Genomic DNA, 13,969 nt, shown 5'->3' with positions numbered 1-13,969 from the left:
GTGTTTAATTGACGGAGGTCAGTTGCCGGGCGGCCGCCATACGGCCAGAGAAGGTTGTCCCGCCGGCAAGATGGTTGTCCAGGCGGATGACGATGTCTTCCCAATTATATTCTTTTACGCGGGCATAGCCCATTTCAATATAATGCATCCTGTTGATCGTCAGGTCGCGGATAGCTGCCTGCCAATCCCGATGATCCCAGCCCTTAACTGTCAGGCCTGCGCCGTGCACCACCTCGATCATGGCGGAATTGTGGGGCGCAATGACGGGGCAGCCGCATGCCATGGCTTCCAGCTGGGGAAGGCCCAGTCCTTCATTCAGCGAGGCGGAGATAAAAAAGGCCGCATCCCTGTACAAGGCTATCAGCTCATCGTCCGACACATACCCGATGAAATGTACCGACCCTGCAGGATAGTCTTTTTCATGCAGGATCTCGTCAATGTGCCGCCGCATATCGCCCCAGCCCGGATCGCCCACGATGACGAGCTGGTATTTTCCAGGTTCCAGGTCTTTGAAAAGGCGGAGCAGGAAAGCAAGGTTCTTCCTTGGCTCGATGGTCCCAACGAAAAGCATGTATTCTTTCCTCTCCCCTATGCTGTTGTAGAAAGGGTTTGAACGAATGGCCGGTTGTGCGATGCGTTGCAGAAATCCGGGGTTGATGCCGGCTCCCGTGAACAGCTGGGCTTTCCCTGCAATAGCCGGGTAATACTTTGTGAACTCTTGTTCCGTGTAGGCGGAGTTCAGCCAGATGATGTCGGCGCGCTGCAGTGATTTTTCGAAGAACAACTCCATCTGCACCTTGGTGATCAGCTGCATAGTGTCCTTGTATTGCTTATATACCAGGTCATGTACATAGAGGATCAGCTTCATCTTCTTAGGAAGGAACCAGGTCACCACGAAAAAATTCGGAGCGATGAGGATATCCGGCTTTATCTTCCTCAGCAGCCGGTGGAATCGCAGAATGGACCATAGGAACCCGATGGAGCCAAATACGGGCAGCGGGCTGTTGATGATCTTTATGTTATCCCGCAGCTGCAGTTTGGATTGCACTTCCGGATGCAGGTCGCCATTGGTAAGGATATAAAATGTATGTTCCGGGCAGAGCCTGGCATAGGTATTAATAATAGAGATGCCGATGTTGGTCACACCCATGGGTTTTTTGGCCAGGCGTACGCCGTCGAACGCTATTTTCATCCGATGAAAGTTGTTTGTTTAGGATGTGGCGCCGGCCCTTTCTGTGGCTTGGGTGTATAGCCGATGAGCTTTTTCACTGTATGTTTCAATGAATACACGCCTACGCGCCACAGGGGGAGGTAGGCGCATTTCAGTATATAGCTATTAGGTTTTTTACCATTGAGGAAGACGCTGATGAGGCCTTCTATCTCATAGCGCAGACGATGCTTTATGCTGGCCGACAGTCCGGCGTTGTAGCGGACGATGTCCAGGTCCACCGCCTTCAGCCGGTGATGCGGCAGCACCCGCAGGAAAAAGTCGAAGTCCATCCTGATCTTGTAGCTTCCGTTGTATCCGCCGAATGCCTTGTATACATCGCTGTGAACAAAGGTAGCCTGGTGCCCCAGCAGCGCCTTTTTTTCCATGTCTGGTTCATTTTCATCCACCAGCCTGGAGTGTTCGCCCGAATTCTCTTCCATGAACCGGAAGGTCACCAGGGACGACGTCAGGTGAGGGGCCAGCTCTTCCAGGGTATGTACAGAAGCAAAAGTGTCGCCGGAATTGAGCAGGTTGATATATTTTCCCCTGGCAGCGGCAATGCCTTTATTAAACGCGTCGCTGATGCCTCTGTCCTTTTCGGAGACCCAGTAAGAAAGATTGTTACTATGGCGGCGGATGATATCGGCAGTGCCGTCGGTGGATCCTCCGTCGATGATGATGTATTCGAAATCGGGATACCGCTGGGACAGTACGCTCCGGATCGTTTTTTCCAGGGCATCTGCGCAGTTATATGATATGGTGATGATGCTGATAAGCGGTTGTGACATAATCCAGGCTTTAGGGATGAATGCTGCGGATCTTTTTTGTCAGCTCGAATCCCAGCAGGCTGAACACTGTCCATTTCCAATAGCGCCGGGATAGATAATTCAGCTGCAGGGCCCGGAAAAAATACCGGACGGCCTCCATCCTGTGCTGGTGACCCAGGGAGAGCGCCACAGCCCCGGAATTGAAATAAGCGCCTGCCATAAAATGGTTGATAAAGCTTTTCAGGGGCCTGACCTTTACGATCTCTCCGGACCATTTTTCCACGATCAGGTCCAACCCTGTCTTGCGTTTGTCAAAATTGATGCTTGTCCTTTGGCCGTCGTGCTGGATGAATTTAGCCACTACCCTTTCGTGGGATACGATACGATGCAGCCGGGCGATCTTCAACCACATATCGTAATCCTGGAAGCTGGGCAGGGATTCATCGAAGAGGCCGGCTTCCAGCAGGACATCTTTTTTAACCATGACGACAGAAGAGCTGGGCGGGCAATGGCCCATGATGAGGTCAGTGAAGCTCAGGGGCTGCCGGGTAAAGGCAGTGGTCTCAGTCACTTTGTACAGATCGTCCACTACCTGGCAGTTGCCATACACCATGCTGACGCCATCTTCAAAGGCATTGAGGTGCGCCCGCAGGGCATCCGGAAGGAAGACGTCGTCATCGTCGAGGAAAGCAATGAACTTTCCTGTCGCCGTCATAATGCCGGCATTCCGGGCGCCGCATCCACCGGGTTTCCTGAAATTGGGTATCCATTTCAGCCGGGCATCGTCAAAACCTTCGATGCATTCTTTTACTGCGCGGCTCTCGCTCTCTTCGCGATTGTCGTCGACGACGATGATCTCATGGGGGGAAAGGCTTTGGTGCAGGGCGCTGAACAGGGCCCTTTTCAGCTTGTCCTTTCGTTTATAGGTCGGTATGACAATGGAAATCGTGTTCATCTTTTTGGTTTCAAGGTTGCCAGAGAATGCAGGATCCTGGCGCCGGGCGCGGTCCGTCCGATCTTTCCTGTCACCGCCTTCAGCAGCTGCCGTCCGGACAGTAAAACATATACGGAGAAGACCGCTACGGCGATATTCCTCAGGTAATCCTGTTTAAAATACAGGCAAAGCCAGATCAGCAGGGAAAGGAGCATTTTCGGTAGCCAGAAGGCGTAAACCTTTTTCCTGTTGAGCTGAAGGTTCTTAATATAGATATAGAACACATTGAGCAAGAGGACAAAGATGATAAAGGAAAGCGAATAAAACTGGGCGATGGCCTCCAGGGAGATGGTAGCGCCCAGCACGATGAAGCTGATGAGGAACACTGCCGAGATCCAGCCTGAGATCATAAAAGCTCTTTCCTTCTTATAGAGAATCAGAAGATGACCGGAGGTCGACAAAAGGGATTGTGTGAAGATCAGCAGTCCGAAATAAGGCAACAGATCGGCCACCTGCACCCAGTTCTTACCCCAAAGCACCAGGACCAGCTCTTTCGGAAATAAAACGAAGAGAAGTACCAGCGGAAAGGTGAGAAAACCGATGACATTCAGCACAAAATAATATTCATTCTCAATATCGCCATTCCTGCTCTGGAGCTTTTTCAGGTTCGGGAAAAGGATGTTATTGAACAGACCGGTGATCAGGTTCAACGGCAGCATCAACAGGGAGTAGGCTCTGTTGTAGATGCCCAGCTCTCCGGCGCCATACCATTTGCCTACGATCATATTGTCACTGTTGCGCGACCAGTAGTTGATCGAGGAAAAGCCGATGACACTGCTCACCAGTTTTTTCGTATGCCGGAACACTACGATGAGATAGTTGCGGGGATACAACTTGAATCCCAGTCTTACTTTTCTTTCATACAGGACGGTGACAATGAAGGCTGCAAGGAGCTGGGGGATGATCAGCGACCAGTAGCCGGCTCCGAAATAAGCCATGGGAATGGACAGCAGTATCTGAGCGACATTGCTTAGCAGCGTTACTTTCCCGATGTAGCCGAATTGCAGTTCTTTCGCCAACACTGCGCCCTGGGCGAGTCCCATGCCTTTGATGACAAAGGTGCTTGCCAGTACGATGATGGGCGCCACCAGTCCCGGGTTATTGTAAAAATGAGCGATGGGCCACGCGGCCAGTACGGTGATCAGGAAAAGGGCGACGCCGAGGAATATCGAAAGGTTCGTCAGCACTCTTTGGAAGGTGCGACCGAAATCACTGCGGATAAGGGCATAGGAAAGGCCGCCATCCGAGAATACCATGATAAAGCCGGTAAACACCGTAATGAGGCCCACCACGCCATAGCTTTCCGGGGAGAGCAGGCGTGCCAATATGGTGGATGCCAAAAACGTAACACCCTGAGAAAGATAGGTATAGCTACCTGCTACCAGGATGTTATTAAAGAGATTCCGCCTGAAGCTGGGCTCCTTGGCCCCGGGCTTGCTGTCAATAGTTGTTTCCAATATGAAATGCTCAGATCACGTTTGAGGATGAGATCTCGCCATAGAGAGAAAGAATTTCCACATTCGATTTCTCAATAGTGGCGGTGAGAGTATACCCGAGTGAAGGCAGCTGTACCCTGACCGTCTTGTGTTTGATCTCGACGATATTTCCTTCTCTTTCCATCAGGGGGCCGCCGATGATCCGGACGCGGTCGTTTACGTTGACCTGTGTCTTCTCGAGCTTGACAGATTCATAATCATTCATAAAGCGACGGATGGCTTCGATCTCTTCATCACGGATGATGGCAGGCTTTTTCAGCCAGTAGACGAAGCTCATAACGCCGTCTGTCTGTAATACCGATATATGTTCAGATTCTGAAAGGCGGACGAATACGTAAGAAGTAAAAAGCGGCTCCAGGATGACCTTTTTACGATCACTCCATTGCCGTTGAACTCTGTTCAAAGGACAATAATATTCTAATCCTTTCTTGCCCAGCTGCCCTGCTACCTTCTTCTCCCAGCGGGGTCTGGTATGCACAGCATACCAGCTTTTACCAAATTGGTCCATCATTACAGGTTGGTTCATAGTTTTGTAGTTAACAGATTATTCAATAGGTACATATGGCTGTCATCCGGCACGCGGATACGATCGTGCGACAATTGCATATGCAATTTTCATTCTACAGCGGGCTCCGCCCAATCCAGTCACATCAGGGCGATGACGGGTTATTTTTTCTTCCGTGACTATCTTGTCCTCCGGCACAATGACCGCAGGTTTGGTGAATTATTTGCTTACTTTATCTTTCTTTTTGCTCTTCTTCTCTTCGCTGTAGCCATAGCCGTATTCTTTCCCATAACCATAGCCATAGCCATAATTGATACCGCCTACGCCGCGGTTCTTCACACCATTGAAGACGATGGCAAGGTTCTTCAGTCCACGAATCTTCATATTCTCATCCAGCATCTTTATATACCCTTTCGGAGTCACTTTATGGCGGACCACGTAAATGGTGGCGTCACACAGCGGGGAGAGGATATATGCATCCGTCACCGGCGCCGTTGGGGCTGTATCGATGAGGATATAGTCAAAAATAGTTTCCAGGTATTGCAGCAATTCATCCAGCTTACCATTGAGGATCAGCTCGGAAGGATTGGGCGGGATAGCGCCCGAAGGAATGATGAACAGGTTAGGGCTGACATCCGTACGTTTGATGATATGGTCGGCGTCCTTGTTCCCGATGAAATAGTTAGTGAGACCTACTTCCCTGCTGACGTTGAACAGGTGGGCTACATTGGGCTTGCGCAGGTCAAGCTCCAGGAGCACCACTTTCTTGTCCGTCAGGGCCAGGCTCACTGCCAGGTTAGCCGTGACGAAGCTTTTTCCTTCGCCGCTGATGGTGGAAGTTACCAGGATCTTTTTCTTCCTGGAATTGATGCCGATGTAGGCCAGGGATGTCCGCAGTTGTTTGAATTGCTCGGCGATGACGGTACGTTTACCCTGGGTGACTACCAACGCGTCATGGGCGGGAGCGAACATGATCTCTCCCACGACGGGCACGGTGGTGAATTTTTCTATTTCGCTGCGGAATACAATGCGTTGATTCAATCCTTCACGGATGGCGATAATGCCGGCCCCCAGGCCAAGTGCGGCCAGGACGGCCAATGCCCAGATCAGCATGGGTTTGGGAGCTACAGGCATCACCGTAGTGGCTGCTGCGTCGATGATGCGGGTATCTGCGATCGCGGAGCTGAAGGTGAGCGCCGTCTCTTCCCGTTTTTGGAGCAGGAAGGAATAAATGCTGTTCTTGATCCCTTGCTGCCTGCTGATCTCTACCAGCTTCCTTTCTTTCGCCGGAAGGGTTCTGAGAATGGATGCGTAGCTATTGCTGGTATTGAGCAGGTTGCCACGTCCGGCCGTCAGGTTCCTGCGCAGGCTTTGTACATTTTCCAGGATGCTGGGCTTGATCTTTTCCATCTCATGGCGGATGGATATCAGCAGCGGGTTGTTCTCAGCCGTTGTTTTGCTGAGCCCTTCGTATTTTACTTCCAGGTCGTACAGCTTCTGCAGCAATTGTCCCAGCACAGGGTCATCCACGCCGAAGGTAGAAGGGACGATGCCGGCCTCGTTGCTCTTGGATTGTACATAGCGCTCGACCTGGTCGAGGACTGCCATCTGAACGTTCATTTCGCTGAGCTTCTGGTCGTTGGCGCCCACGTTGTTCAGATAGAGCTGGCCCTGGGCGCTGATGTCCACGATGCCTTCCTGGGTCTTGTATTTTTGTATGCCGTGCTCGACGGAGTCAAGTTCATTGGAGATAAGGCCCAGCCGTTCGTTGATGAAACGGAGGGTGTTGGCGGCCAGCGCATTCTTGTCGTTAATGCCGGCTTTGTTGTATTCACCTATAAGGCCGTTGAGGATGTCCTCCCCTCTTTTGGGGATGGCATCCTTTATTTTAAGATCGATGACGGAAGATAGCTTGGTGGCCTGGGTGACCTTCAGTCTGGCCAGCAGTTCGTCCGAAACGGCCCTTACGTTGACGAGGGAGAAATACAACGGTCGCGTCTTATCCGGAGCTACGTAATTATGGTTTGTGATGAAACGCAGGTTTCCGTAGGGCGTGGTGACCCAGGAGCCCAGGGGATATCTTTGCCCTGCTATTACCACTTCACGGCTGGCGCTGTCAAATGTAAAGTAGACCTTATACATTTCTGTCAGCGAGTCAGGATTTCTCACTTGTATGGCGACGGGAGAGGTCAGGTAGGCACTGCGGGATTTTATCCGGCCTTCCTGGGTGACAGGGGCATACAGGTCCAGGTTCTTTACCACCTCCCGCATGAGGGTCCTGGACTGGATCACCTCTATCTCGTTCTCCACGAGCTTTTTACTGCCGAAGAGGTTCAGCTGCTCCATCAGGTTGGAATCGTCCAGCCCTTTTTTCTCGTCCTTTACCATGACGGTGGCGGCTGTCTCGTATACAGGCACTGCGTAGTGCAGGTATACATAGGCTCCCGAGCCTGACAGCACCAGCAGAATGAGGAACAGGGGCCAGTAGGGCAGATACTTAAAAAGCACCTGGGAGAACAGACTGCCTTCATCTTCTTCGTAAAAACTCTTATTTGTCACCTGCATAAGCTCAAGTTTTATTAATTAACATAATGTAATACGACGACTGCAACGAGTGACGCAGCGCTCAATATGATAGGTAATAATTGTTGCGTTCTGCTGGTAGAGGCAATCTTTTCCTTCCGTGGTTCTACATAGACTACATCATTGGTTTTTAAGTAGTAATAGGGAGAAGTGAGAATTTCACTGGAGCTAAGATCCAGCCGTTTGACGATCTTTTGTCCTCCCGACTCGCGGATAAGCAATACGTTGTCGCGTTTGGCATAGATCGTAAGGTCACCGGCCAGGCCTACGGCCTCCAGAATGGATATCCTTTCATTGGCAATATTGAGCGTAGTGGGGCGGGCGACTTCGCCCAATACGGTGACCCTGAAGTTCAGGAAGCGGGCGGTAACAATGGGGTCAACCAATAATTTGCGTTGGCTCAGGGAATCTGTGATAAGGGCTTCCAGCTGCCGTTTGGTAAGGCCGGCGGCTTTGACGAGTCCCAGTACCGGAAATTTGATGTTTCCGTCCGCATTCACCAGGTAACCCATCAACTGAGAAGCTCCATACCCTCCGGCTGCGGGAGTTGTGCCAGTGGAAGTAGCTGACACTGGCGTGGTGATATTAGGTGTATTAAAGACCATAGTTGCTTCCGGGTTAAGGCTGGTCACCGAAATGTTGAGCAGGTCGTTGGTCTGTATCACCGGTTCCGTATTGGTCAGCGAACTGTTCACAGTGGTGTCCTGGATATTATTAAAATAAATCGCTTTCCTGCTATTGACACAGGACACCATAAACAATAACCCTGAAAGAATTAAAAACATCGATAATTTCGAATACATATATCTGTTATATATTACACAAAGCCCTTTCTTACATCAGCCTGTGCTGAAAATCCATTCTCGTCAGGGAATAAGCAACCGTTTATCCGGTAATCCATTTTACGATTACCTGAATAGCTGATAACATCCTTTGGGGAGCTATCAAAATAGTTAAATGAGTCTAGTAAGCAAGAATCGGAATCGACATGGCATTTAAAAGGATCTCAGGCGGGCAACCGTAGATCGTTTTAGGAATTTTAGCGCGGTTTATTCGATAGGCCTGGAGCTTTGGGGGGCGCTTTTCTACGCTAGAAGTTCAAGAAGGTTTAGTAAAAATATTACAAACACACTGAAATTCCAAATCCCCACTTGTCCTTAACAATAAAAATACCGGTTTTCTACAGGATGAATGCTGAATTACAAATTCCATTCCAAAACATACGGATGTGATTTTATTTATCAACACATCCTCATGAAAATCTATAAATTAAGCATGAAAATCCCGCTGGAAAAGCATTCGGGAAAATACAGGTAAGCAATAATTACATATCCACATATGCAAAATCCATTCCACGTGACTGTGGAAAAACCGCCTTATGGGGAATAAATGATGGAAAATGGGTAATTTTTTAATATATTAAAAAAATGAAAATATCTAAGCGATCGAACCCACGCCTGCCATATTAGAGCATTTTTTTTGACGCCAAAGAGCATACCTGTAATTCCCGGCAGCCTAAGGGATTTTCAGAGACTTTTCAGATAGGCGATACTCTGCGGTACCTGTTCAAGCGATTTGCTGCTCTCATCTTCAATATAATAATGCTCCACGCCTGCCTTGCGGGCAGCTTTCAGCACTGCGGGTATATTGATCTGCCCCGTCCCCAGGATCACGTCATTCTCTTTGGAAGTACCGCCGGAAAGATCACCGGTAACCCCTATGCGCAGGTCTTTCAGATGAAGGGCCTTATACCGGCTGCCATACTTGCTCAGCAACTGCGCCGGGTCCTCACCGGGAAAGAAGGCCCAGAGAATATCCAGTTCGAGGCTGACGTACCGTGGGTCGGTCTCCTTTATCAGCAGATCGTACAGGGTACCTTTTTCATATGGCTGAAACTCAAAACCATGGTTGTGATAGATAAAACCAAGGCCATACTGCTCTTTTAAGATCTTGCCGCAGCGATTGAAGTCTTCGATTGCTTTGCGCGCTTCTTCCAGGGTGAAGGCCCCCTGGTGAGGAATGCCTGCTACCCGTACATAGGAGGCTCCCAGGGCGCTGGCATTCTGCGCCACCTCTGCGGTGTGATTCACCAGGTCGTCATAACCCACGCCAAAGGACGAACAATGGAGGCCGCGCTGATCCAGGAGGCTGCGCAACTCCGCCGCTGTCTTCTTGAATAGATTGGAGAATTCGATGTCTGTGATACCATTGGACTTAATGATGTCCAGCGTAGCGGGTACATCCTTTTGAAAATTATCACGATAGGTATAGGAGACGATGCCCGGCGCCCCGGAAAAAAGAGCTCCTTTCTTTTGGGCGTAAGATGTCAAAGCTATAGATAAAAAAAAGGCGACAGTAGGTATCTTTTTACTGTATTTCATAATGGCTGCATTTGATAATTAAAGATAAGGTGGAATGCTTTAACTTTAAATAAATCGGACATCATGGAAGGATCAGACAAGCTCCAAAGGGTCGTCGAGGCGCGTATGAAGCTGAAAGCGCGTTTTGAGGAAAAGATGCAGCAGACGCCTTCAGTATCGGATGAAAAGCCAATGGGCATGGGGGTGCCTAACCGGCATGGGATGCCGGTGGTGCCTGTCGGGCAAGTGGTCACAGCCAAATGGCCTGTATTGGACCTCGGTCTGCAGCCCGATATTCCTTTGGACCAATGGGAACTGGTGCTCGACGGAGCGGTGGAACATCCAGTGACCCTTCATTGGGCGGATTTCATGGCGCTGCCCCAGACGGAGGATGTGTCGGATTTCCATTGTGTGACTACCTGGTCGAAGCTAAACATGCCCTGGAAGGGAGTACGCCTGCTGGACCTGGCGGCCCTGGTCCAGCCGAAGGAGACAGCGACCCACCTTCTCTGTTATGGATATGATGACTACACCACGAATGTTTCCCTGGAAGAGTCGTTGAAGCCGGATGTGCTGCTGGTGCATACTTTTGACGATAAACCCCTGCCGCGCGAGCACGGCGGTCCGGTGAGGATGATCACGCCGCAGCTGTATGCCTGGAAAGGATCGAAATGGATCCACCGCATTGAATTTCTTACTTCCAATAAATTGGGCTTTTGGGAACAACGAGGTTATTCCAATACGGCCTATCCCTGGCGGAACGACCGGTACAGTCATTGACCTTTCTAAGCATAAGGCCACCGAAAAAGATCTTCATATATATGTAAAAAAGGGAGGGAGCGTTGCTCCCTCCAGGTTTTAGAACGAATAGCGGGCTCCGAATTGCACGGAGTAGAGGCTGCCGGCTTTAGACCTGATGCCGGCGTTGGTGTTCACGCTGTAATTGTAGGATTTGGCCACGGGGTCAAAGCCTTTCATATTATACAGGTTGAACCCACTGCTCTGACGGTAGTAGCCCCACTCGTGGTTCAACAGGTTCAGTAAGTTAAAGATATCGCAACGCAGACTGATCTTGTTCGTTCCCTTCACCTTCAGCTCGTAGGCCACGCTCGTATTCAACTGGGTGCGCCACGGCATGATGCCACCATTATAAGGGGCGAACTTGCCGTAATTGGATTCGAGGTATTTCCTGAACTCCGGACTCGTTTTCTGCAGCAACGTATTCATCCCTGAAACGATACTGGCAGGAGTGTTCGGGTTCTTGGGATCATAGATATAAGCCAGGTCCTGCCCGTCAACGCCGGTCCCGATGAGATCCTTATCCACAAAGGCGGAAAAACGGGCATTCTGGTAAGCCTGGAAGGAGGAGCTGATGCTGAACCCATAGAAAGAAGGACTGAGCAGCAATACCACGAGCTTATTACGCTGATCGCCGTCGCTGTACCAGTTCTTACCATAAGAAGGATAAGTCCAGTAGGATGAGCCTACGTTGAAATTCGAATTGCGGGGATCTCCGTTGTCATATGGCGGGGTCCCTGTAGCCTTGCCCCTTGCGTATGACACCGTAAGAGAGCCGTCCCGGCCGATCTGGGCGGCTGCCTCGATGACAGCGCCAAAATACTTCGACGACCACTTTGCATTGGTGAAATACCGCACCTCCCGAAAATTCGAAGAGATACGGGAGTATTGGACAAGGGACTTGTTGGAGACGCTGGTGGGAATATTACTGGGATCTACGTATATTTCGCGTCCTTCAACAGGCAACACAAAATTAGGCGTGCGGCGCAGGTTCATGTCCATGAGATAGAAATTATCCCAGGTGTTGTCAAAATATACGTTGACGCCCATGCGGAACCAGGTGTTGAAATAATGGTAATAGCTCAGGTTGGTCTTAAATGTCAGCGGGTTCTTCAGGTGCTTATCCAGGGCAAGCACAGTAGCGGGCTGCTTCCCGGACACTGTATCATAGAAAGCTTTGCCAGGTACTTTGCTGAAATCCTGCTGATAGGCCTGCCAATCGGCATAAGGTACGCTGCTGCCGCTGACATCCACTGTTCGGAAATCCACCCCATTGTCGATATGGGCGAAAGTAATAGGCTGGGTGGTCAATTCGGAGGCGAACAGACCCGCGCCCCATTTTACGATGTCCCGGCCATTGTTGTTCACGTCCCAGATCAGGTTCACCCGGGGCTGTACATTCTTGGCGTCAAAAGGCACCACGTGCGTATTAATGCCAAGATCATGGTCCAGCGTAGGGTTATAGGTCGGTGCACTGCCGATGATCTGGGCATCCCAGCGGACGCCGACCGTAAGGTTCAGATTAGGCTTCAGGTTGGTCTCCATCTGAGCGAACACGCCCAGTTCGATCAGCGGCACGCTGATCTTAGGATTAACGCCGTTCAAGGGGATCTTCCGTGTAAAACGGCTGGGCGTGTTGGCGATCATAGCCTGCAGGCTGTCATAATAGAAGGCCCCTTGCTGATCGTGCGACAGACGGTCCGTGATATGGTTGATATTATTGTCGGTGCCGAAAGTGAAGTTGAGCTTGCCGGTCTTGAACCTCAGGTAATCCACGATCTGGATTACGTCCGAAGCATCCCGCTCAGGTACCCAGTTCTGGTCCCCGAATGCCACCTGCTTGGTGCCTTTGCTGCCGTCGCTGAAAGTGGAGGACACTGTGACAAATCCCTCCGGTACATGGTTGTTCAGGAAGTGCAGGAACTTACGATAGGTGCTGAAATTGAGCTTCAGTTCATTGGTCATCCTGGGAGAGAACTCCGTGCGAAGCCCCAGCATAACGGCGTTGTCTATTTCTACGCCAGTATACTGTGTAGTGAGAAGGCCATTGCTTTTCAACTTATTGGGATCTACAAAATGAAGATAGTTGTACTTCAGGGTAAGCAGGTTCTTGCTATTCAGGTTCCAGTCCAGTTTAACAAAAGCATTCTTCGTCTCCTGCTTGATATTTATGGCGCCGTATTGCTGGCTGGCGGGGAAACCGAACTGCTTTTCCATCACCTCCACTACCTTCTGAAGATTGGCCTCTGTGATACCCAGCACCTTCTCCGCCTGGTCATGTGTAGCGGCCGAAAAATTAAAATCATAGGCCCGGAAAGGAATGGTATTAGTGTATTGGTCATAGGAAACAAGGAAATGCAGTTTGTCCTTGATGACAGGCCCGCTGAACAGCGCGCCAAACTGGCCTACTTCATATTTAGTGGTGACTTTGTTGCCATTAAAATCTTTTGTAGCCGCCAGGGAGTTGGCGCCATAGTAGCCCCATGCGGAGCCGGAAAACTTATTGGTCCCCGACTTGGTGATGGCTTTTACGACTCCGCCGGAGCCGCGGCCGTTGGTCACGTCATAAGAGTTGGTGGATATCTCGAATTCCCGGATCGTCTCTGAAGAGATAGAGAAAGCGGCATCCGTCGTACCGGCAAAATGCGCACGGCGGTTGCTGACGCCATCCAGCATATATCCTGTGCCTCCCGGCTTGGCGCCGGCCAGAGATGCTCCATTAGCCAGGGGTGACAGGAGCATCAGGTCGGTATAGTTGCGGGTTGCAACCGGTATCCGCTGCAGGGCGCGGCTGCTGACGGCAGTGCCGGCGCCCAGACGATCCACACTGTTATTAAAGCTGGTGCTGCGTACAGTGACCTCGGTCAGTGTAGTGGCGCTTTTGCTGAGAGCGATCTTATGGAGGACGAGGCGGTCGCCCAGGTTGAGGGTATTGTCTTTGACCACGGTAGACTGAAATCCCACAGCGGATATCTCTATCGTATATACGCCTACTGGCAGCTCGCGAAAGCTGAAATAACCCTGTTTGTTGGAGACAGAAGTAGTCGTAAAGCCGGTAGCCGTGTTCTTCACGACAATGGTGGCAGCCTCCAGGGGCTTGCTGCCATTTTCCTCGTAGATAAAGCCGCTGATGCCGGATCCGCTGGACTGGGCCATGGCCGCGGTGCAGCAGCAAAACAATAGTAATTGGAAGAGAACTTGTTTAAGCGACAAGTGCAGGTACATAAGCAATGTAATTTTGGCCGCAAATGTAGGG

10 protein-coding genes are annotated in these 13,969 nt (G+C 50.6%); 1 reads left to right on the top strand and 9 read right to left on the bottom strand.

Going from position 1 to position 13,969, the window contains the following annotated elements; genetic code table 11:
• Positions 1-4 precede the first annotated feature (4 nt).
• The 8 genes from Q4E93_RS12875 to Q4E93_RS12840 form a co-directional block, all read right to left on the bottom strand.
• Entirely contained in the window at positions 5-1,192 is a 1,188-nt protein-coding gene (locus Q4E93_RS12875) for a glycosyltransferase family 4 protein (protein WP_303585773.1), read from the bottom strand.
• A complete protein-coding gene (locus tag Q4E93_RS12870) occupies positions 1,189-1,998 on the bottom strand; it encodes a glycosyltransferase family 2 protein (protein ID WP_303585771.1) in 810 nt (269 codons plus the stop codon). Before Q4E93_RS12870 ends, Q4E93_RS12875 begins: the two co-directional genes overlap by 4 nt.
• Before the next feature lie 10 nt (positions 1,999-2,008).
• Positions 2,009-2,932 carry a glycosyltransferase family 2 protein gene (locus Q4E93_RS12865; RefSeq protein WP_303585769.1) on the bottom strand — a complete coding sequence of 308 codons (924 nt, stop codon included), beginning with the start codon at positions 2,930-2,932 and terminating at the stop codon, positions 2,009-2,011.
• Positions 2,929-4,428 carry a lipopolysaccharide biosynthesis protein gene (locus tag Q4E93_RS12860; protein ID WP_303585767.1) on the bottom strand — a complete coding sequence of 500 codons (1,500 nt, stop codon included), beginning with the start codon at positions 4,426-4,428 and terminating at the stop codon, positions 2,929-2,931. Before Q4E93_RS12860 ends, Q4E93_RS12865 begins: the two co-directional genes overlap by 4 nt.
• 10 nt (positions 4,429-4,438) lie before the next feature.
• On the bottom strand, positions 4,439-4,993 hold the full coding sequence (locus tag Q4E93_RS12855; RefSeq protein WP_303585765.1) for a UpxY family transcription antiterminator: 555 nt from the start codon (positions 4,991-4,993) through the stop codon (positions 4,439-4,441).
• A 198-nt stretch (positions 4,994-5,191) separates the two neighbouring features.
• Positions 5,192-7,537 (bottom strand): GumC family protein, encoded by a 2,346-nt coding sequence (locus Q4E93_RS12850; protein WP_303585763.1) that lies wholly within the window; start codon positions 7,535-7,537, stop codon positions 5,192-5,194.
• A 14-nt stretch (positions 7,538-7,551) separates the two neighbouring features.
• Positions 7,552-8,358 (bottom strand): polysaccharide biosynthesis/export family protein, encoded by an 807-nt coding sequence (locus tag Q4E93_RS12845; RefSeq protein WP_303585761.1) that lies wholly within the window; start codon positions 8,356-8,358, stop codon positions 7,552-7,554.
• Between the two features lie 723 nt (positions 8,359-9,081).
• Entirely contained in the window at positions 9,082-9,936 is an 855-nt protein-coding gene (locus Q4E93_RS12840) for a sugar phosphate isomerase/epimerase family protein (protein WP_303585759.1), read from the bottom strand.
• Between the two features lie 63 nt (positions 9,937-9,999).
• On the opposite strand from Q4E93_RS12840, the gene Q4E93_RS12835 reads away from it, so the two are divergent.
• Positions 10,000-10,695 carry a molybdopterin-dependent oxidoreductase gene (locus tag Q4E93_RS12835; protein WP_303585757.1) on the top strand — a complete coding sequence of 232 codons (696 nt, stop codon included), beginning with the start codon at positions 10,000-10,002 and terminating at the stop codon, positions 10,693-10,695.
• Positions 10,696-10,773: 78 nt separating this feature from the next.
• Here Q4E93_RS12835 and Q4E93_RS12830 read toward each other — a convergent pair whose 3' ends face one another.
• On the bottom strand, positions 10,774-13,938 hold the full coding sequence (locus Q4E93_RS12830) for a TonB-dependent receptor (RefSeq protein ID WP_303585755.1): 3,165 nt from the start codon (positions 13,936-13,938) through the stop codon (positions 10,774-10,776).
• Between the last annotated feature and the right edge of the window lie 31 nt (positions 13,939-13,969).

Origin of the sequence: Flavitalea plasmicola, assembly GCF_030546645.1 — a bacterium.
GTDB lineage: Bacteria > Bacteroidota > Bacteroidia > Chitinophagales > Chitinophagaceae > Puia.
Note: the sequence above shows the minus strand (reverse complement) of the source record. Positions and strands in the feature narration are given on the sequence as shown.

Coding starts and splice junctions, on each gene's coding strand:
- Q4E93_RS12840 (WP_303585759.1), bottom strand. CDS start 9,936: ATGAAATACAGTAAAAAGATACCTACTGTCGCCTTTTTTTTATCTATA.
- Q4E93_RS12865 (WP_303585769.1), bottom strand. CDS start 2,932: ATGAACACGATTTCCATTGTCATACCGACCTATAAACGAAAGGACAAG.
- Q4E93_RS12845 (WP_303585761.1), bottom strand. CDS start 8,358: ATGTATTCGAAATTATCGATGTTTTTAATTCTTTCAGGGTTATTGTTT.
- Q4E93_RS12875 (WP_303585773.1), bottom strand. CDS start 1,192: ATGAAAATAGCGTTCGACGGCGTACGCCTGGCCAAAAAACCCATGGGT.
- Q4E93_RS12830 (WP_303585755.1), bottom strand. CDS start 13,938: ATGTACCTGCACTTGTCGCTTAAACAAGTTCTCTTCCAATTACTATTG.
- Q4E93_RS12835 (WP_303585757.1), top strand. CDS start 10,000: ATGGAAGGATCAGACAAGCTCCAAAGGGTCGTCGAGGCGCGTATGAAG.
- Q4E93_RS12850 (WP_303585763.1), bottom strand. CDS start 7,537: ATGCAGGTGACAAATAAGAGTTTTTACGAAGAAGATGAAGGCAGTCTG.
- Q4E93_RS12855 (WP_303585765.1), bottom strand. CDS start 4,993: ATGAACCAACCTGTAATGATGGACCAATTTGGTAAAAGCTGGTATGCT.
- Q4E93_RS12870 (WP_303585771.1), bottom strand. CDS start 1,998: ATGTCACAACCGCTTATCAGCATCATCACCATATCATATAACTGCGCA.